The 19,889-nt window shown below is 49.7% G+C and carries 14 protein-coding genes; 1 reads left to right on the top strand and 13 read right to left on the bottom strand.

Translation table 11 applies throughout. The features are described 5' to 3' along the window. The 5 genes from NBH07_RS12725 to NBH07_RS12705 all read right to left on the bottom strand — a co-directional run bounded on the left by NBH07_RS12725 (window position 1) and on the right by NBH07_RS12705 (window position 8,114). Window positions 1-4,218 (bottom strand): autotransporter outer membrane beta-barrel domain-containing protein, encoded by a 4,218-nt coding sequence (locus NBH07_RS12725; protein ID WP_156682453.1) that lies wholly within the window; start codon window positions 4,216-4,218, stop codon window positions 1-3. A gap of 37 nt (window positions 4,219-4,255) precedes the next feature. Beyond that, the gene (locus NBH07_RS12720; RefSeq protein ID WP_009018403.1) at window positions 4,256-5,068 is read right to left on the bottom strand and encodes a DUF6261 family protein; all 813 of its coding nucleotides are present in this window, start codon (window positions 5,066-5,068) and stop codon (window positions 4,256-4,258) included. Between the two features lie 84 nt (window positions 5,069-5,152). Further along, entirely contained in the window at window positions 5,153-5,362 is a 210-nt protein-coding gene (locus NBH07_RS12715; protein ID WP_250833522.1) for a hypothetical protein, read from the bottom strand. Between the two features lie 60 nt (window positions 5,363-5,422). Next, complete coding sequence (locus tag NBH07_RS12710; RefSeq protein WP_039848963.1) at window positions 5,423-7,573, bottom strand: MAC/perforin domain-containing protein; 2,151 nt, start codon at window positions 7,571-7,573, stop codon at window positions 5,423-5,425. A 67-nt stretch (window positions 7,574-7,640) separates the two neighbouring features. Further along, the gene (locus tag NBH07_RS12705) at window positions 7,641-8,114 is read right to left on the bottom strand and encodes a helix-turn-helix transcriptional regulator (RefSeq protein ID WP_009018405.1); all 474 of its coding nucleotides are present in this window, start codon (window positions 8,112-8,114) and stop codon (window positions 7,641-7,643) included. A gap of 128 nt (window positions 8,115-8,242) precedes the next feature. Between NBH07_RS12705 and NBH07_RS12700 the strand changes: the two genes are divergently transcribed. After that, window positions 8,243-10,090: a tetratricopeptide repeat protein gene (locus NBH07_RS12700; protein WP_232284152.1), complete on the top strand. Its 1,848-nt coding sequence runs from the start codon at window positions 8,243-8,245 to the stop codon at window positions 10,088-10,090. 105 nt (window positions 10,091-10,195) lie between these two features. Here the strand turns inward: NBH07_RS12700 and NBH07_RS12695 are convergent, their stop codons facing one another. The 8 genes from NBH07_RS12695 to NBH07_RS12660 form a co-directional block, all read right to left on the bottom strand. Next, complete coding sequence (locus NBH07_RS12695) at window positions 10,196-11,359, bottom strand: 1-acyl-sn-glycerol-3-phosphate acyltransferase (protein WP_009018407.1); 1,164 nt, start codon at window positions 11,357-11,359, stop codon at window positions 10,196-10,198. Between the two features lie 6 nt (window positions 11,360-11,365). Continuing rightward, on the bottom strand, window positions 11,366-12,358 hold the full coding sequence (locus NBH07_RS12690) for a D-alanine--D-alanine ligase (protein WP_250833521.1): 993 nt from the start codon (window positions 12,356-12,358) through the stop codon (window positions 11,366-11,368). 2 nt (window positions 12,359-12,360) lie between these two features. Further along, window positions 12,361-13,440, bottom strand: a complete 1,080-nt coding sequence (locus tag NBH07_RS12685) for an RluA family pseudouridine synthase (protein WP_005861030.1) — start codon at window positions 13,438-13,440, stop codon at window positions 12,361-12,363. Window positions 13,441-13,444: 4 nt separating this feature from the next. Continuing rightward, window positions 13,445-14,071, bottom strand: a complete 627-nt coding sequence (locus NBH07_RS12680) for a PASTA domain-containing protein (RefSeq protein ID WP_009018410.1) — start codon at window positions 14,069-14,071, stop codon at window positions 13,445-13,447. Window positions 14,072-14,221: 150 nt separating this feature from the next. Continuing rightward, complete coding sequence (rpmH, locus tag NBH07_RS12675; protein ID WP_005633099.1) at window positions 14,222-14,374, bottom strand: 50S ribosomal protein L34; 153 nt, start codon at window positions 14,372-14,374, stop codon at window positions 14,222-14,224. Window positions 14,375-14,722: 348 nt separating this feature from the next. Beyond that, window positions 14,723-16,621: a FimE-like fimbrial tip protein gene (locus NBH07_RS12670; RefSeq protein WP_009018411.1), complete on the bottom strand. Its 1,899-nt coding sequence runs from the start codon at window positions 16,619-16,621 to the stop codon at window positions 14,723-14,725. Window positions 16,622-16,649: 28 nt separating this feature from the next. Beyond that, the gene (locus NBH07_RS12665; RefSeq protein WP_009018412.1) at window positions 16,650-18,677 is read right to left on the bottom strand and encodes a fimbrial protein; all 2,028 of its coding nucleotides are present in this window, start codon (window positions 18,675-18,677) and stop codon (window positions 16,650-16,652) included. 32 nt (window positions 18,678-18,709) lie between these two features. Further along, window positions 18,710-19,813: a hypothetical protein gene (locus NBH07_RS12660; protein WP_008773954.1), complete on the bottom strand. Its 1,104-nt coding sequence runs from the start codon at window positions 19,811-19,813 to the stop codon at window positions 18,710-18,712. Window positions 19,814-19,889 lie beyond the last annotated feature (76 nt).

Raw genomic sequence — 19,889 nt, 5'->3', positions numbered from 1 at the left:
TCAAAGCGCTATTTTATAAGTGATGTTATTGATTCGAACCATGTAAATACCGGAAGGCAAGGCCAAGCGGGTATCGCCGGGGGCGATAGAGGCGGCGTAGACGACACGTCCGTCGGAGCGTACCACGGTAAGCGCGGCGGCTTCCCCGGAGTAGACGTGCAGCGCCCCGTCGGTGGCCCAGACACGGAGGGCGGCGGTAGCGGCGACGATCTCGTTGGCGGTCACCACGGAACCATCGGCGGCGCCCACGCTACGAAGCCGCGAGCGGGTGACGGCATTGGCGGTGATATACGCCTCGAAAGGCTTCAGCGTATAGGCCGACTCGTGGAGGTCGAAGCGGGTACCCTCGGCGTTGAGCACGTAGATACCGCTGAGCGTGAGGTCGGCGAGGTTCGGGTTCGCTTGGAAGAGGAACACGCCGTTCGCGAGGGCATCGCCTAAAGTGACCGGAGTCGTGGCCGGTATCTTGATCGGCGAGCCGGCGGAAGCGGTAGCGGTGAAGGCTACCTTCGTATCGGCTGTCTCGGCGGCAAGCAGGTAGGGGCTATCGGCGGCAAGGTCGGCGGCTTTCGTGCCGTCGGCGGTCGTGCCGGAAAGGTCCTTCCAACCTTGGTCGGCGGCACCCGTACCGGTGTAGCCGGTGGCGGCGTAAAGGATTCCGGCATCCCCCACGGAGGCTTTCAAGGCGACCGGGCTACCGAAGGCCGTCCATTGGTTGCCCAGCGAGCGGGTGGTAGCGAAGGTATCGGACACCTTCAGCTCCGTCATCGTCACGACCCGCGCGCCTTCCTCCAGAGTCAGGTTGAGGACGGCGGCATTCTCGGCATTGACGGTAAGCACGCCGTCCGATTTGACGAGAACATCCTCATTCGCGCAGCCGGCCGAGAAATCCTGATTGCCGGAGATCTCGACCGTCTTCAAGTCGTTCACATCCGTAAAGACCGCTACCGCGCCATCGGCTGCGGGAGCGGGGAAGCGCGTGATCACCGTTCCTTCGCTATCAGAGCCCTTCTGCCGGGTACGGGCATCAGCGGTCGCTACCGCCCAGAGTTGGTAGGTCTTGCCGGCCGTAACGATCGCGGCTAAGGTCTTGTCGTAGCGCATCGCATCGATGGACTGGGATGAGCCGTCAAGCGGCGCAAAGGCTATTTTAGCGCCAGACTGTCCCGCCTCAGCCGTGAACCGACATTCCATCCAAGCGTTGGTAAGGGTGCCGGTGTTATGGATAGCGGTATGGGCGCAATGGAAAATGGCAGGGGTCTTGCCCGGATCAAGCACGCTGAAGGTGCCGGAGTTATCGAGGCAGTAATCCGTCTCGGACGAGCCGGTGTTTTCGATACGGAAGTCGCCCGACAGCCTCAAGGTACCTTTATTGATCAAGGTAGAGGCACCGGATGCGCTGAGCTTCGAATCGGCATTCGACGCAATTGTCAGCTCGCAACCTTCGTTGACGGTCAAGGCAGCGCCGCCGGTCGCGTTGATTGTCACTTGCTCGAACGTCAGCGTCGGGTTGCCGGTGACGGTGGCGACCATGAGCTTGTTGGAGGATACGGACGAAGCATCCATCTTGATTATGCCGTTGAAGCGGGCCGGCGTTCCGCTTTCTCCCTTTGTATAGCTCCATTTGTTGTCGGAGCGAGAGAGGGTGATGAGATCAGTGTCTCCGTTAGACAAAGACAGCGGATCAAGGGAAGCCAGATAGGTGGAAGAGGTCAAGTTGTCGGGCTGGCCGGGAATGAAAGAACCTTCCTCGTAAGTGGTCGGCAGTCCGTCGGCATCATAGTTGGTGATGACTTTCAGTAGCGGGAGCTTGCCGCTCGAGGTGGTGCCGATGGCGGTAAAGGCTTTACCCTCGCCTGTCCAACCGGCGATATCAGTGGCGACATCGTCGAGGTAGGTGTTGGCACCGTTTATCGCGTCGGCGGCGATGTCGGTGGTCGGGGCAGCAGTGGTATTTCCTACCGTCAACTTGATCTTGGTGCTGGCGTAGTTGTTGGAAAGGGGAACTGTACCATTATCATTACCTATATTATTTCCGGCAATACGACCGGCATGTTTTTCAGAGACGCTTCCGATAGCTTTCACTCCTTCGGTATTTAAGGCGAGGCAATCCTCTACGGTAATTTTACCGTCCCAAATCCACCCGATGATACCGCCAGCATAAGCAGCGTTGCTGCTGCTTGATGATTCAGCGGAAACAGTGCCCGTGGCAAAACAAGATTTAAGAACCACATGTTGAGCACCTCCAACAATACCGCCGGAAGTACTTGCCGAGCTTGCTTTAGCGGTTATTTTCCCTGTTGAATAGCAGTACGATATATGACTCGGATTACTGCTACTACCATTAGGATCACTGTCGCCTACGATACCGCCCGCATAGGCGGTAGAAGTATTACCAATAGCACTGACATCACCCGTGTTGAAGCAGGAAGCAATAGAAGACTTGACACTTACCCCTACGATTCCAGCCCCCATAACCGTTGATCCACTGACAGTGATAGCTCCACTGTTTGAACAAGCGCTTAGCACCGAGTTTTCATCTATAAGACCGGCAAATCCACCGACATTTCCAGCCTTGCCAGACACAGAGAAACTGACCGCACATTTATTATGGCAATTGATGATTTTTCCACTCTTCACCCAGCCTGCGACACTGCCAAGATAGTAGTTATCGCCTGCGCCTGAATCAGTGGAAGTGGAAGTCTTCAAATTAATTGCTGGGGGAGTTCCTTCATCTGCCATCGTCAGATCCTGCACGGTCGCTCCATCCAAATACCCAAAAAGACCGATATAGTTTACCGAAGTTGATTCGATCGCCATTCCGGTAATGGTCTTGCCATTCCCGTCGAAAGTGCCTTGAAATCTATTACCATAAGTCCCTATCGGTACCCAATTATTCACGAAACCAGCGGCAACGCCCTTGGTAGGCGTAGCCAGCGAGATATCGTTGGCAAGCTTAACCGTGCAGTCCTTAAAGCCTGCATTGGCAGGATAGTAAGCATCACCGGTATTGGTGATATTGGTGGTAGTATTGGCGGTTGTCTTCCCATTATTCGTCACCCAAGCGATCCACGCGAGGCCGCGGGGGGTCTTGACGGTGTAGGTTGTGCCGGAGACGGAGACATCGATGCCATCCGTGCCGACATGGGCTGTCTCACCGTAGACGGACCAGTCCGCAGGAAATTGCATTCCTTCGGAGGTGAATAATTTATTCCCCGTCTCCGTAAAGACGGTTGTTTTCTTCTCGTCCATGAGTAGATTATCGTCTAGCCAAACGGTGTAGCCGGTGCCCTTCACGACGTTGATAGCGAAACACCTATTTTTGCCGTCGGTGGTGAATTGGATAGCAGGATCAAACGAGTTGCCGTTGGCATTTTTTATTTCCAGCCTCTTGCCGCTCTCCGGGGCGACCTCAAACCTCCATTGAAGGAAGGAGGAATACACACGCGAATCACTATTGTCAAGAATTGCTTTTTTTCCCGCAGAAGCCATTATTTTCGCATCTTCGGCCACATATAAAGAAGAGTTATTATCTGCCGTTATAGCATAATGGTCATTCGCTATGGGATTATCCGCTGTGACATTTATTTTGCCTTTGAGGATGCCACTTATAGTTGCTCCACCAGAGCGCAAATATATTCCACCTCCATCCCCAACGATATTCAATCCAGCATCTCCACCATCCAGAAGTAGGATACCTCCATCATCGTTCTTAATTACACGAAATTGACTCTTATTAGTTTCAGTCGCTTTACATTTCAGGGTAGACTCACCTGTTGCCTGGATACAGAGCGGCTTAGTTTTCTCCCCTATTACAAACAAATCGGAATCAGTAACAGCAGTCAGCTTTATTCCATTCAATATGAGTTTGGCACAATCATCATAATTCGGGGAAGTGGTTTCCTTCTCGCTTTTAATGGTGATGACGGGGCAATTGGTTTTCTCTTCCGAGCCCGTCAGCGTACCGGAGAACTCGGTGTCGGTGCCATTCGTCCCGACCTTGTAAAACCAAGCGTAATCGGTCGAGCCGGCGGCTTTCAGTTTATAGGTGAGGGTTAGTTTATCAGAAATATTAGCCACGTCAAGCGACTGTGTCTGCGCTTGCGCTCCTGCCATTGCCGGCCCCCAGAGGGCCAGCGCCAGGATACAGAACATCCGCGCGGCGGCCCGGAGGGTGAGCCGCGCGGATATCTTTCTAGAAAGATAAAATTCGTTCATATGAATTCGTTTTTAAGTGTTTGAAAATTTGTCCGGATCAGATCTCATCCGGGCTCTCGCTATCGCCGCCGGGGTTCTCGGGGTCGGGCGTAGGGTCGGGCGTGGGATAAGGCTTGTCGTCGGGCTTGGAGGGGCTGGTGGGGCCTCCCTTGGCGGCGATGAGGTTCTTATACTTGCGGAAGATCTGGTTCACGGTGTCGATGAAGGCGTTGATGGCCTCGGTAGGCTCGAGCACGGCATAGGCGTTGACCCGCTGGATGATGAGGTCGAGGGTCTCGTCGGTCGCCTTGCGTGCCTTGGTGGTATCGGTCTTCACGCGGGCGGCATACTCGTCGGTGCGAGTGGTGTCGAGAGCCTTGTAGGCATCGTTCAAGGATTTCAACTGGGCGACGTAGGTGTCGAGGCGGAGGGTCTTGAGGGCTTCCGCCACGTCGGCCTTGGCGAGGTCGAGCAGCAGGCCGTCGATCAGGGCGGTCTCCTCGGCGTAGGCCTTGGCGTAGATCTTGTCGTAGGCCCTCAGCACGCTGTCCACCAGCAGGGCGGGGGCTCGCAGGGTCTCGTCGGGGCATACCTTATAGGAGCCGTTCATGGAATAGATGAACTGGAGGATCTTGTCCCGCTCCTCGTCTTTCGCCTCCATCTGGGCGGTAGACGCGCTCTTGGTGACACGGTTCACGCACTCCGCCTCCCGGTCGAGGCATTCCTTGTAGCCCAGCGCGAGGGCCTCCAGATGGAGGGCGGTCACGGTCGTATCCAAGATACGGGCGTAGATCTCGTTGTTCATGTTCATGTGGCCGGCGTTGCTCAGCGCGGTCTTCGCTACCGATCCGATTTGTTTCGCTAAACTCATACTGTTTGTTGTTTTTTCGTTAATACTTTCCTCTTGTCCGCAGACGCGAGGTATCTTATAGACCTAGGGCAAGCCCTAGGGTAATCAGTGATTTTTCTCTCGAGCGGCGCCTACGGTCGTCGGGATCGCTCCCGAGGCCTCGGAAAGGGCCGCTACGGTCGTCGGCATCCCTCCGGAGGCCTCGGGAGGAGTCGCTACGGTCGTCGGCATCCCTCCGGAGGCCTCGGGAGGAGTCGCTACGGCTGTCGGCATCGCTCCGGAGGCCTCGGGAGGGATCGCTACGGCTGTCGGCATCGCTCCGGAGGCCTCGGGAGGGACCGCTACGGCCGTGGGGATCGTTTCCGAGGCGTTTCGCTAGTCCGTCGCCTTCGTGAAGCGGATGGGCCATTCCAAGTCCTTGGTGGTGTAGACCGGGAAGATCCATTGCTTATGGTTGGTCGCCTTGTTCCTGCCGAACCAGCTGTCGCCCTCGTTGAGGTCGTCCTCCTGGTCTACCCCGAAGCGGTAGGGCGGGTTCTCCTCCTTCGACTTATACTCCACGCTTCCCCAATAGGCCGGGAATTGCGTGTCGATGGAGTAAGGGAGCGTCATGTCGGTGCCGGGCGAGGTGGCGATGACGTAATACTTATCGTCGCTCTTCCCCTTGCGGGCGATGCCGACGCCGGTGATAGGCTCCTTATGGGTATCGTCGGTCGTGAAGCGCAAGGAGACGAAATGGTTGTCGATCGCCTCCCATTCCATGCCCGACTCGGCGTCCTGTCCGCGCGGCTCGAAACCGTGCTGGCGGGCGTCGTCCTCCTTCATGAAGCGCATGTGGTAGATGGGCCGGCACTCGCCCTCGAAATCGAAGGCCACCCACCAGAGCTGGTCGGCGTAATCCCCCACGTCGAGGTATTGGTGGGCCGAGGTGTCGAGCATCTTGCCGATCTGCGACTTGTCCGGCCCCTTGGTGTTGAGCACCAGCGGGCTGTAGATTCGCTTCTTGCCGTCCGGCCCGGTGAAGACGCGTTGCCCGGCGGGATCCCCGTGATCGTCCTTGCCGGTACGCATCATGAAGTCGGCCACGATCAGCTTCGGTTCCTTCTCCAGCTTCGAATGCTCCTCCACGTAGGCGTTCAGGTGCTCCTTCAGCGCATTTTTCCGCGCGGAGTCCTTCGTCAGGTAATAGAGAGGGATCATGAAGCAGTTGGTGGAATCGCCCTTCGGCCCGTAGCGCACGAGGTGGAGGTTGCTGTTCTCGTCGGCGATGGAGTTGTCCCAGCTCTCGAAGTCCACGGAGGCGTTTCCGCCGGTGATGATCATGATGCTCTCCTCGGACATATGCTCGTTCAGCTCCGACTTCGTATATCCTCCCCCAGCGCCGATCTTTCCGCCGTGCGTACCCATCACGCGGTAGTAGGTCTGGAGCCAGTTCTCGTTCTCTCCCGCCGGCGAGGCCGACTTGGCGGAAAGCTCCGCCTCGGCGGCGAGCACCGTCTCGTCGTAATACATGTTCTCCTTCCGGCTATAGATATAGGTATAGCTCCCGCCGAAGACACCGCCCACCAGCACGTGGGTGCCGTAGGTGTCGTATAGGTCGTAGATGCCCTCCTTGGTGTTGGGGTATCGCTTGTAGAGGTCGTCATGGCTCACGTTCAGCAAGAACTGGGCGGTCGCGGTGAGGTAGGGCAGGAAGACGTCGGGATCGTTGTCGGTGGTATAGATGGCGGTGGCCATGTGCAGCTCCACCATCGGCTTGACATGCACGTCCACGTGATACTCGAAGCGGTTGGACGAGGTCCGGTTATGCTGGAACCGCTCGTTGAAGGAGCCGGAGAAGAGTTTCGATCTCGTAGGCGTGGGAGCGCCTTGGTTCGTGAAGCCGAGGCCGCTCACCGAGATGCCGAGCTCCTGCCACATGTTGTCCACCAGCTCCTCGTAGTCCACGCCGGAGCGTTCCCGTCCCCACGACTCGGATTGGGGGGTCTTCACGAAGGCCTTCGTGCCGTATATCAGGTCGAAATCGAGGAAAGGCTCCTTGGGGGTGGCGAAGATATCGCCCGACGCGTTCACCGTCTTGCCCACGTTGTGCATATAGCTCGGGGCGTCATCCGCCACGGAGCTTTCCAGCTTGGGCTGCGACACGAGGAAGAGCGTGTCCGTCGCCGCCTCCCCCGACTTGCTGGCGATCCCCCGCAGGGCGACCTTCTCGAGGAAAGGCTTCAGCTCCACCTCCTTCTTGAGGTTGAGCACGAGGAAGCGGCTCTCGGCCCCCTGCCTCATCTCCCAGTCGAAATACTTGCCGCTGAACTCGAAGTCGCGGATACGGTCATCATGCACCGGGATGGCGATCTCGCCCTCCCACGGATGGATGATGAACAGCCGGTTGCCGCCCGACTCGTCGGAGAGGTTGAACTCCGCCACACGCTGGGGGACGTACACTTCCGTGTCGTCGTCGGAACATCCCGCGAGGAAAGCCGACGCCACCAGCGTCAAGAGACCTAAAAACAAAGATTTTGTTCGCATAATGATTTTTTTTTAGATAAAGGTGTAACTCTATATAATAATGTGGGAAGTTCGCCTCCCCATGACCCTATTCGATCGCCCGTACCCATTCGTCCATGCCCTTGGCGCCCTCCGGCGGCATCTTCTGCTTCAGCCGGTAGCGGGTGGTATGCAAGCTTCCGATGGAGATAGACATCTTGTCGGCGATCTCCCGGTTGCTCAGGTTCATCTTGATCAGCATGCAAAGCGTCTCCTCCGCCGGCGTGATCCCCGGCACCCGCTCCCTAAGCGTCGGCAGGAAGCCCGGGTACGACGCCCGGAACGATCGGTGGAACGCCTCGTTCCCCTTCCGCTCCGGATCGTTGGGAAGGCAGGAGGCGAGCAGGAACTCCTTCCGTATCGGGCACTCGGCGGCGTGACGCTCCAAGTGTTCCGACAGTACGTCGAACCGCTCGTCGATTCGCCGGCGCAGATGCTTCCACGCGAACACCCAACCGCCCCCGCAGAGGAGGAACGCCAGCATCGCGCACAGCATCAAAATCGGTAAGTATGACCCTTCCATTGCTACTTCGTTTTTGTTTCTCAAAGAAAACGATTCCTGTTCTTATATGACGAATTCTTTTTTGATCAATCCACTCAACAAGTCCTCAACAACGGCCTTATCCGTGCGAAATGCGATCATCAATTTAATTGACGCGCCGCTCGAGGCACCGGTGGTACGAACAAGTCAAAGGTACGCCGCCGGGCCTTCGGACGGATAAAAAACCAATAGATGATTCAATCGATTTACACCCCGAAACAGGCTATTTTACAAGAAAAACGGCGTATATTTGCGGGAAACCGAAAAATCATACGCAGATGAGAGACATCACGCATTTCCTGCTAGCCACCCTCCTCTCGCTAGCCACCCTCGCTTGCCGGCACGACACGCCTCCTACGGACGGCCCCCTCTCCCGGCAGCTACCGCCCGGTACCGAGGAGATATTCCAGAAGCTCAACGACCGCGACAACCGGGAGGAGGCCTTGCGCCTCGCCGACAGCCTCGCCGCCCTTCCCCCTTCCGACGACCCGTGGCTGGAGATCCGTATCGCCCAGGCCGCGGCCAACACGCTCTATAAATTCCGCCGCGACCCCTCGGACGCGATCCGTACGCAAGAAAGGGCCCTCGCCGTCTATCGCCTCCACCCCGATGCCGCCGACGATCCGGCCGACCTGCTCTCTACCCTCGGCCATTATTACCGCCGCAAGGGAATGCGGGAAAAAGAGGTGGAAGTCATACAGGAAGCCATGGACTGGTGCGTAGCCCACCCCGAGAAGCTCAACCGGGGCTTCGTCTACACCTTCGCCGACCTCTCCTCCACCTATAGCGACCTCGGATTGTACGACAAGGCTATGGAGGCCATCTCACGCTCCATCGACTACTCCCTCCAGTTGGATAGTTTTACCATCAGCGACCTCTACCGGATGAAAGCCGGGATTTTCTGGGAGCTGGAACAGCACGACTCTACCTTATATTACGCACGGCAGGCCTTAAAGAGAGGGGAGGAGATGAAAGAGAACGCCTATGTCCTCGCCGCCAAAAACATACTTTACAATTATTACTACGAATATGTGCCCGACTCTATCCCTGCCGCCCTCGAAGGGTACAAGGAATTGATAGAAGAGGAAGAAGCGATCTCCGCGGGGTATCAAGATCTTTTCAAATTCATGCTGGGGGCCTGCCTCGTACGCGACGGAAAGCCGGAAAAAGGCTTCCCCCTGATGGAAGAGGCCTACGCTCTCTACAAGAAATACGAGGCGAACGATATGATGGATTGGACCGGACGGCATTTGCTCAACCTTTACGCCGAACAGAAGAAGGGAGACAAGATGGCCGAGATCTACCCGGAATACAAGGAGATACACGACTCGTTGCAACTGGCGGAGAAGCAGCGGTACGCCATTGGTGCCAACGTACGCTACGAGACCGGACGGAAGGAGCAGGAGAATCGGGCCTTATCCGCCGAAGTGGCCTTGAAGGAACGTTCGCTCGTTTATACGCGTGTCATCCTGATCCTAGCCATTTGCCTGCTGACCGGGATCATTGTCTACGCACTCCAACGTCGCCGGCTTCACCAACGTGAGCGGGAGATCCAGCGTCAACGACTGGATAATCTCCTCGCTACCCAACAAGAACTGAACCGCCACAATGAGCGACTGAGCGCCGAGCTGGAGCAAGCCGCCCATAACGAGGTGATCGACAGCGTACGCCAGAAGCTCAACCCCTCCTTGCTGAGCGGCGAGGACGAGTTGCGGTTCCGCCAATCCTTCGCCGCCCTGTACCCTCGCTTCCTGCCCGGCTTGCGTAAGGACTTCCCGGAACTGACCAAATCCGACGAACTGCTCTGCATGCTGATCTACCTGAAGCAGAGCACGGACGAGATCTCGTTGGCCTTGGGCATCTCCCGTCCCAGCGTCAACTCCGGACGCAGCCGTATCCGCAAGAAACTTGGATTGCAGAAAGAGGAATCCTTGGACGAATTCTTGCAAAAAAGATAATCCCTCCTTTCCGGCGGCTGCCACCCGAAGGTGGCATGCTCGCCGGAAAGAGGGGATCAAGGGCGGATCAAGTACGAACCGCTACGCATAGCCGATAAAGGCCGCTTATAAAGTTGTCAGATAATTTTTCAGCGGATTGGAGTACATCTCTAAGATCTTCTTACGTAAGAACGCCTCATCCTTGTTCGGAAGGACGATCTTATCCAATTGTCCTTGCAAGTATTCCTCGAATTGCTTCTTATCCTTCGGACCATAATGTTCTTGGAAACGACGAGTGCCGTTCAGTAAGTCATACGCCACGTAATTGCACGGATAGAAACGATAGTTCTTATAGATCTCCCGGTCGATAACGGACGCGATAGCGCTTACCAGCTCATTCTTCTCCATATCCTTGTCCAGTTTAGCCAAGGAATCATTGATCGGGGAAGTGATCGTGAAGTGGACACGACCCTTATTATTCAGGATACCCGTTTCCATGCTCAACAAATCATCCCGCTGACATTTCACGTAATCCGGATCATCCCGCTTCATCTGGAATTCTTTCGCCTTCAAGAAATCGCAAGGATCAAACTCGTAGGAGATAGCGACCGGTACGATATTCAAGTCCATCAAATTCAACAACAGATTATCCTTATCACCGCCGATACTCAACATTTTTAATACGCTGCCCTGCGTACGATCGTCCGAATCCTTAGCACGTCCCTCACGCTGGGCGATCCATACAGACTCGTTCACATTCTTGATCGCATGATGGATATAGGCGGAAAGCGTCTTGCTGACCTCCAACATCTGACGAACAGAAACGCCACGCTTCACGATAAAGCTGTTATTCAAGCGCACCAACGTCTCGATCCACGGACGGATTAAAAGATTGTCGCCGATAGCGACCTGCGTCATACCATACCCCACATCATATAACATGACGTTCAAGAAGGAGGCATCCAATACGATATCCCTATGGTTCGAGATAAACGTACAGGCCGCCTTATCTTTCGGCAGACGGCTACGCCCTGAGATAGTAAGCGAGAAAGTAGTATTTTTCGCCACCGTCATTACAGCGTCATAGGCCAGAGTAGATTTAAACTCCTCCTTCGTCTTGCAAGCACGCATGGCAACTGAGAATTCCTCCCAATTCAAATTCGGCTTTATGTAACGTAAAGCCCGCTCGAAATCCTCATTGGCGACCAATTTTTCAATCGCGTCCTTCACCTCACTGTTGTTCAGCGGACGGATGTCGTCGAAATTAGGGGAAACTGTTTCTGTATCCATATCTATTCATTTTGTTTTTCTGTTTTTGAGTTCGTCTTCAATAATGTCTGTCATGACATCCTTTATATCCAATCCCGCCGCACGTACTTGCTGTGGGATAAAGCTGGTAGCCGTCATTCCCGGTGTCGTGTTTATTTCCAGTAAGACAGGCTCCCCGTCTGCCGGAATAATATAATCCACACGAATCAGTCCTTTGGCGCCCAATATATCGTAGATCCTTGATGTCTCGCGCTGTATCAACTCCGTCAACTCGGTGGAGATACGGGCCGGAGTGATCTCGTCCACCTGTCCGTTATACTTCGCGTCGAAATCGAAGAATTCGTTATTCGTAACCACCTCGGTCAAAGGGAAGACAACCTCTTTACCCTCCACCTTATAGCAACCGCATGTCACTTCCGTTCCATCGATAAAGCGCTCGAGAATCACCTCACGTCCTTCCCCAAACGCCTTAGCGATAGCGGGCTGGATAGCGGAGACCTCTTTCACCTTCGTCACGCCAAAACTACTACCCCCATCGTTTGGTTTCACGAAAATAGGCAAACCCAAACGAGTCACGACTTCTTCGTCCGTAATAGTCTCTCCCTTGAATAAATGAATGGATGCGGCAATTTTTACACCAAAGTCTTTCAAGTAATGATTGCATACGTATTTATTGAATGTCAAAACGCTCACCAGCATCCCGCAAGACGAGTAAGGCATACCGATCATATCGAAATATCCTTGTAAACGTCCGTCCTCGCCCGGAGTACCGTGTATCGTTATATAAGCGAAGTCAAAATGCTTCGCCACGCCATTCTCCTTGAAGCTAAAATCATTCTTATCAATTGGTGTATGTTCCCCGCTAGGAAGTATAACCGCCCACTCATCCCTCTTAACGATGGCAATATATAAATTATATTTGTCTTTATCAATAAAAGAGTAGATTCCGTCCGCACTTTTTAATGAAATAACGATCTCGGAGGAATCTCCCCCTGCTACGATAGCGATGTTCTTTTTCATTTTTATAATTCTTTAGTGTTCGCGTATACACGCCATCTGTCGATCAGCTGCTGCATATCGGAAGGAATCTCGGAATCGAAAAACATCTCCTCTCCCGTAGTAGGATGAACGAACCCCAACGTCTTAGCATGCAAGGCCTGACGTGGACAAATAGCGAAACAGTTTTGCACGAACTGTTTATATTTAGTAAAAGTTGTTCCTTTCAAGATATCATGTCCGCCATACCGCTCATCGTTGAAAAGCGTATGACCGATATATTTCATATGTACACGGATCTGGTGCGTGCGCCCCGTCTCCAGACGGCACTCCACCAAGCTCACGTAGCCCAAGCGTTCCAATACGGTGTAATGGGTGACGGCAGTCTTGCCTTGATCGCCTTCCGGGAAGACGGTCATTTGCATACGGTCACGAGGATCACGGCCGATATTTCCCTCGATACGCCCCTCATCCTCTTGAACGATGCCCCATACCAAGGCACGGTATTTACGTTTGGTTGTCTTGTTGAAGAACTGCAGGCTTAGGTTACTCTTGGCCTCCGGGCGTTTAGCCACCACCAATAAGCCCGACGTATCCTTATCGATACGGTGTACCAAGCCTAAACGAGGATCGGAAGGATCATAATAGGGATCATCCTTCAAATAATAAGCCAAGGCATTCACCAACGTACCGGTATAATTACCGTGACCGGGATGTACGACCAAGCCTGCCGGCTTATTCACCACCAGCAAATCATCGTCCTCATATACTATATTCAAAGGGATATCTTCGGGAATAATCTCCAGTTCCCGGCGTGGGCGATCCATCACGATAGAAACCACATCCAAAGGTTTCACCCGGTAATTACTTTTCACCGGCTTATCGTTCACCAAGATACAACCCGCCTCAGCCGCCAATTGGATGCGGTTACGGGTAGCGCCCATCATACGGTCTACCAAGAACTTATCCACCCGGAGCAGGGATTGCCCCTTGTCCGCTACGAAGCGGAAATGCTCATACATCTGGCTCGACGATGTTTCGTCTTCTTCCGGCATCAACAGGTCGTCTACCTGTTCATCATCCATATCGTCCAAAAACTCGTCCATTCCCTTAAAACCAGTTTTCTATATCACTATCCAATGGTTCTACCGGAATACTATCCAAAGCCAATGAGTCGGGAAGCATATTCGGATCGCCACTGCTTACTTTCAATACCAGATGAGCGGTCAACGGTACATGTTCCCCTTTGGGCAAGGTACGCCCGTTTAACTCCACCCCCATCGCCAAATCTTTATAATCGCCCGGCACATACTCTATCTCGACCGACGAGAAGCCACGGGCCCGCAGCAAGGCATACGCCTGACGGAAAGATAAGTCTTCCACCTCCGGTATCACGGCCATCTGGGAGGTCAACGCGTTAATCGTAACAAAGACGATCCGCCCCTCTTTCACCTTCGATCCGACACCGGGAACCAACTCCACGATGGAGCCCGGAGCCACATCTTTCGAGAATACGGAATCGATCACGTTATAGCGTAGCTTATTATTCCCGAAAAACTCGGCGGCGTCCTCTAGCTTCATTCCTTTCACGTCCGGAACGACCACCGCTTGATTATGGCGGGTATAAGAATCCAGCCACGCCAGCACGCCATAAACAACGCCGCACGACACGACTATCACCAACAAGAGATTGATGACAAACGGATTCTTTATCAGTTTTACAAAAAAGTTACTCATTTCACGTATGTATTTGTAGGCGGTTCAAAAGTAGAAAAAAAACGGCATATAGACCAATATCCACCAGAGCAATACTACAAAAACAAAGAAAGTAAAGGCTTTTTAGGAAAAAACCTCTACTTTCTTTATAAATCTTTAGAACGTGACTAATTATCCGTTGTATTCGTCAGATACCGTTAATTTAGCTCTGCCTTTAGCACGACGAGAAGCTAATACTCTACGGCCATTAGCGGTAGCCATTCTTGAACGGAAGCCATGCTTGTTCTTTCTTTTTCTGTTGGAAGGTTGGAATGTTCTTTTCATCTTTCTATATTATTTATTATTATTCGCATACTTATTCGGGCTGCAAAGATAGAGCCTTTTTTTTAATAAACAAAGGGTTGCGCAATTTTTTACACAAGAACCTTTGATATCAGACCAAAGCAAGTTAACTGCATGGGGCAAGTAAGTTAACGTCATCGGCAAATGAAGAAAGCGACGCCGCCCATCTTCTTACGGAATGAATGGCATCGATAAAGCACGAATGCTATATGAGGTAAAGGGCCGGGGAGGAGGTGCAGCCTACGTGTAAAACAAATTCAATCCATTGTGTGCTGCACGCTCCCCGCATCCGTCATTCACATGATGGATGGGAACCCTGATTGTACTTAATTATCTACTCATCACTATATTACCATCCTCTATCAAGTGGCTTACGGACTTCTGACAAGACCAATAGCTATTTCCTGAATAATAAAAATAAACAACATCTGTAGACAAAACATTCTTCAACGCAATAGAGTAAGCCCCCCCACTTCCACATTTAAAAGAATTCTCCGAACCTATATTATTTATTTTATAGCGAACAGTATATCCATTCCAAGAACTGCTTCCCCCTGTAACATTTCCAGCAATAGTAGGAGATATGGTTGTTGGAGCTTTTCGTGAATAAGTTAAAGCACTAAACGCATTAAACAGATCTGCCTTTAAAAACACTTTGTCATTATCCCCCATACCTTCTCCTTCATTAGCCGTATTCGTCTTAAAATGGATAACCTTCTCATCTTTGCTAAAGACTTGATCCGTATATACATAACACCAATCCTTCGCTCCTGTTGTTTCCAAACGAACACCGGGTTCTACCGCATATAGTTTTTTAGTATATATCTTATACTCAATAGGGAATAATGATTCATCAATATCTTCCGGTATCGAGAATTTCAGATAAACATCTTGTTTCAGGCCTCCATTAATCACATTTGTTCCGGCACCAGCTTTTACATTTTCAAATCTCGGATTGATAAAGTTATAAGGGGGACGTAAGACCAATTTAATCTTACGCTGCAAATTACCTCCTACCACGTAGAAATACGCTATCTTCTCACCGGAGCCAGGAGCCGGCTTTATATTGGCTGTAATCGTTATCGTCTGATTGCCAGAAGGTATCCAAGAAGGATAACTTAAGTTTCCTTCTACGACATCCGACATTCCCTCATCCGGAACCACACTCAACTGCCCTGCTCCCGCATATGTCGCAGTCATCGACAATGTGTTAGAAGCCCCCGTAAAAACGAATGTCGTCTTTGTAACATTCAAGGCCTCACCATCATAAGTTATATTCGGGTACTTTTCCATAATAGCCGAGGCCGTGATATTATTATCCGCTATCACATTTTCATCTATAACCTCAGCCCACGTAGCTCCTTTTCTGGAAACGCTCTTGACCGTTATATTAAAGGCATAATTACGAACGACATCATAAACACGAGTTACCTTATCATTCTCATCCTTTACGGCAAGATCAATCTTATAATATGTATAGGTCTTGCTACCATCAAATTGCGCCTTAATAATAACAAAAGTCGCTTTCTTATCTTGATTATAATGTTCAAAAGTATACACAGATTTACCCAGCTTTGCATATTTACCATCCTCTGGCTCATTCTGTGGCGCATAAAAATCTTGATTTGGAATATTCAACTTTCCCTCATCTTTATACCCGATAGATGCCAACTGCGATTCATTATAAATAAGATAAGAAACATTTTCCAATTTCTCAGCTGCCTCCGATGAGAGATTCAGCGTTATTTTAGCCCAGTTTCGTAGTAGTTCAACATTGTTACTACCAGCAGCTTCCAGACTATTGCTTATATTTTTCGCAGGAATATCACTAAAAGTTCTCTTTCCCCAAAAGATTTGCTTATCTGTCACTAACGAGGCCATTCCGCTTTCTAGGGAAGGGGTTAACGTTCCATCATTGGCGACAAAATGGATGGTACGGGTCTCTTTTGAGATAGAAGCCGTATATCCATTGCCAGAAACAACAGCCTCTACAACTGGAGAGATAAACTCTCCATCCTCATTAAATGTATATAGATATAAGGACTCAACACCTTTCTCCACATCCCCGGTCGCTTTCGTAATCTCAAGAGCATTCGGAGCATCTACAGAGAATGAAAGAGAAACCATTGATCCATCTGTCGGTTGAATTTCTATTTGTTCTATTTCCTCTGTCGCACATGAAGCGAGCAACAGCAATACAGAAAACAAGCCATATATTTTTTTTATCATAATTACCTAATATTAAAGGTTCATAAAATCAGTAAAGATCATGTACACAGCGAACAAATCTATTGCTATTAGTGCTATTTGTTGTTTCATATCTGTAACCTGTACCCTTGGCTCCAAAATAATAACACCAATATTTTCTAGCACTCCAATACTGCCCCCCCGTATTGTATAAATAATTTACTACTTGATCTGAATTCTGTATCGTATACATAAATTCCAATTCTGCCAAAGTAGGTAATCGCCACGTTCCTGCTTCATAAGAATGATAAACACCTCTTTCATCCGTATAATGCTCTTCATACACCTCACAACGTTTAACTGCTTTATCATAGTTATAACTACCACCAGACACCGTTCCATATCGAGATGCAACTACAAATCTTGGCGAAACCAATTCATTGGACAACATATCATTTTTTGTTAGTCCTGTAATTTTATCATAAGGATCGCCAATAACTAATGTTCCCGGAGCAATAGTCGTTACAGTAAACAAATTGGGATTAGTACTACCCGTCGGACTGGCGGGTGTATTAGTTCCCCCAGAAACAACTCCTGTCAGATATTGAGGAGGATACTGATCCACTGCAATTCCTAATACTTTCAAACCCTCTGCATTATGAACTCCAAAAACAAATTGCTTTGGGAAATAATTCTCTGGTAATTTACTCGTAATTTTGATATATCCACTCTTTCCTAAATCTCCTATTATAGACGGATACTGCTTATCTCTATTATCATAGTATCCTGTACCTTTAGTAATAACATTTCCTTTTAACTCATACTTTTCATAAGTCGCATAAGATGGTTGATCAATCGTAATATTCGAGCTAGAAGCAAACTCAATCTTATACTCAGTGATATTCGCCATCACCACCTTAGTCTCCCTCACGAACAAATACTTCAAATCAGCGATAACCACATCCACGACAAACTTTTCCACGCCTTCCCACGGTGTTGTAGATACCGTAAAGTTGATTCGTTGTGTCTTCATGGATATTTTACCTGTAAGCTCATATCTATTACCATGTATGATACCATTTGTCGTACATCCTTCAAGCTCTGTCGTAGGATTAAAATCCTCATATTTATAAGAATGATCTTTCTCTTCCTCTATAATACTTCCCTTTGTTACATTTTGAATAGTCATATCCTCATTAAAGGTAGTAGTGACCTGTATCTTTTGTAAATCAACCGTTACATATATAGACAATGGGGTTAACGTTGTGTTCAACTTCTCATAGGTATAAAAAGGTAACGCAACGCCATTTTGCAATGTAATATCCTTTGCCGTAGAGAAAGCATCATCATATTGATTATCTCGACCAAGCAATATTAAATCTGATTTCTGATTGATATTCTTGACCGTAAGTTTAGTTACAGTATAGAACCACTGGTTGGTTACTTTTGTATCAGCTGTTGTAGACACAGTCTCCGGCTCTTCATCTACCGTAAACTTCATATCGATGCGTGCCGCTAATTGTGTCATCGGAACAGATATACTTGTCACAGCCGTATTTAGGTCATACGCAGCCAACTCCCCGACCTTTACCAAATTTGAAGCATCAAAAGTTCCACCTGAAACGGTTTCCGACAAACCTTTCAGGTTCTCATAAGTAGTCGTTTCCAATCTAGCCAAGTCCTCATAATGCGTTGAATTCGCAATCGCTACGATACGAACCTTACCTGTCTTTGCTTGTATATTATCAATTTTATAAGCAATCAATGTTTTTCCATCAATCGTTACGGTAGAATTGGAAATTCCCCCGTCAAACGCTACAGACTTGTACTCCAAGCACTCACCCACAGTTCCATTCGCCTCATTAAATATAGCGACCACAACATTATTCACTTTTACCTCATCCTCCGTCGAATATGTATACCCTTCAGCGATATCCCCTCCAGCTTTCGTCATCGCTGTCACTTCTCCCAAAGTAAGAGTCATAGAGAATGAGATATCCCGCCCGTCCTCATTTCCTCGCTGAACTTCTTCTTCCGAGTTACAGCTCGTGAAAAGCAGTCCGACAAACAGCACTGATAATATATTCCTTATTTTCATAATCTTGTATTTTTATTTTACCCGTTTACACCTTAATTATCTTCCATAGGAATGGATATGGTATTATTCAACCAATCTCTTGTATAGCAAAGTAGTTCTGTCTCGACCTTATCTCCAATAATAGTCATATTGACAACCAAGCGATAAACATATCCGGATTTTACACCATGCAAAATATTCCCCTCCTTATTGATCACAAACTGCCTTGTCGTTCTTTCCTCGCTATTTCCGACCTTAAACCGGACTTGTATTTTCACTTGATCACTTTCTGCCGCCGCCAGATTCCGGAACGAGTAAAAAGACAATACATTTTTATTCTCTACAAAAGAATAAGTTGACGGAAGCTCCGATACTCCATCATATACCTCCACATTACACGTCTTATTCTCCTGCAAATAAGTCGCATTTTTATGAGTTTGCTCATTTGTCGTATAACTCTCAGGATTCAAGTTCAACAGATCCACTCCTGTAACAGTAATCTTCTCTTGAACAGATGCTCCTTGAAAACCAGAAACATTAAATTCCGCAAGTTCTATACGAGCGGTTAGCTGAGAAAGAGGGACTGGACCAACTTCTAAAGGTTTTTCCAATGCTTCCCTAATTGTCGCATAACCGGCAAAGTTGGAATCAAAATTGATATTCATTTTCCCTACTTTAACTAAAGCATCCTTATTATCCTGTATTATATCGTTTATATCACTTTCCGATTGACAACCCGCAAACGATTTAGAGCTATTAGCGATTACCATTACGGAGTAAGGGCTAGGCTTTTTCACTTTCACGATTACTTTTGCCCAGTCATCTTCCGTGCCGTTTTTCTTTTTAACGATATAATTCTCGCTATTTACAAACAGCCCTTCCATTATCGAATTGACTTGCCCACCCTCAAAAAAAATCAATGTACAATTATTAATCTTTGCCTCGTCCATGGAAGCAGGCAATGTCCCTACGCCAGACAAGGATTTTGTCTCCAAAGAAAAAAGAGAAACTTTCATAGAAAGGGCAACCTCTCCCTCCTCTATCACAGCACTCCCCGAATGTCCTTTCTCTATATCCCTCAGCGCATCATCATCCATTGAGCACGAGACCGCCAGCAGTAACAAGCAGATACTTGAGATTATCGTCTTTATTTCCATATTCTTATATTTATTCGTTCAACTTCCTTATTCTTGATAAAAGACATTAAGATGGATTGAGTTCAGATAGGACTAA

The sequence above is a fragment of the Parabacteroides sp. B2-S-102 genome, from assembly GCF_023656665.1.
Taxonomy (GTDB): domain Bacteria; phylum Bacteroidota; class Bacteroidia; order Bacteroidales; family Tannerellaceae; genus Parabacteroides; species Parabacteroides distasonis.
The sequence above is the reverse complement of the archived record's forward strand: the minus strand, read 5'-3'. Positions and strand labels throughout refer to the sequence as shown.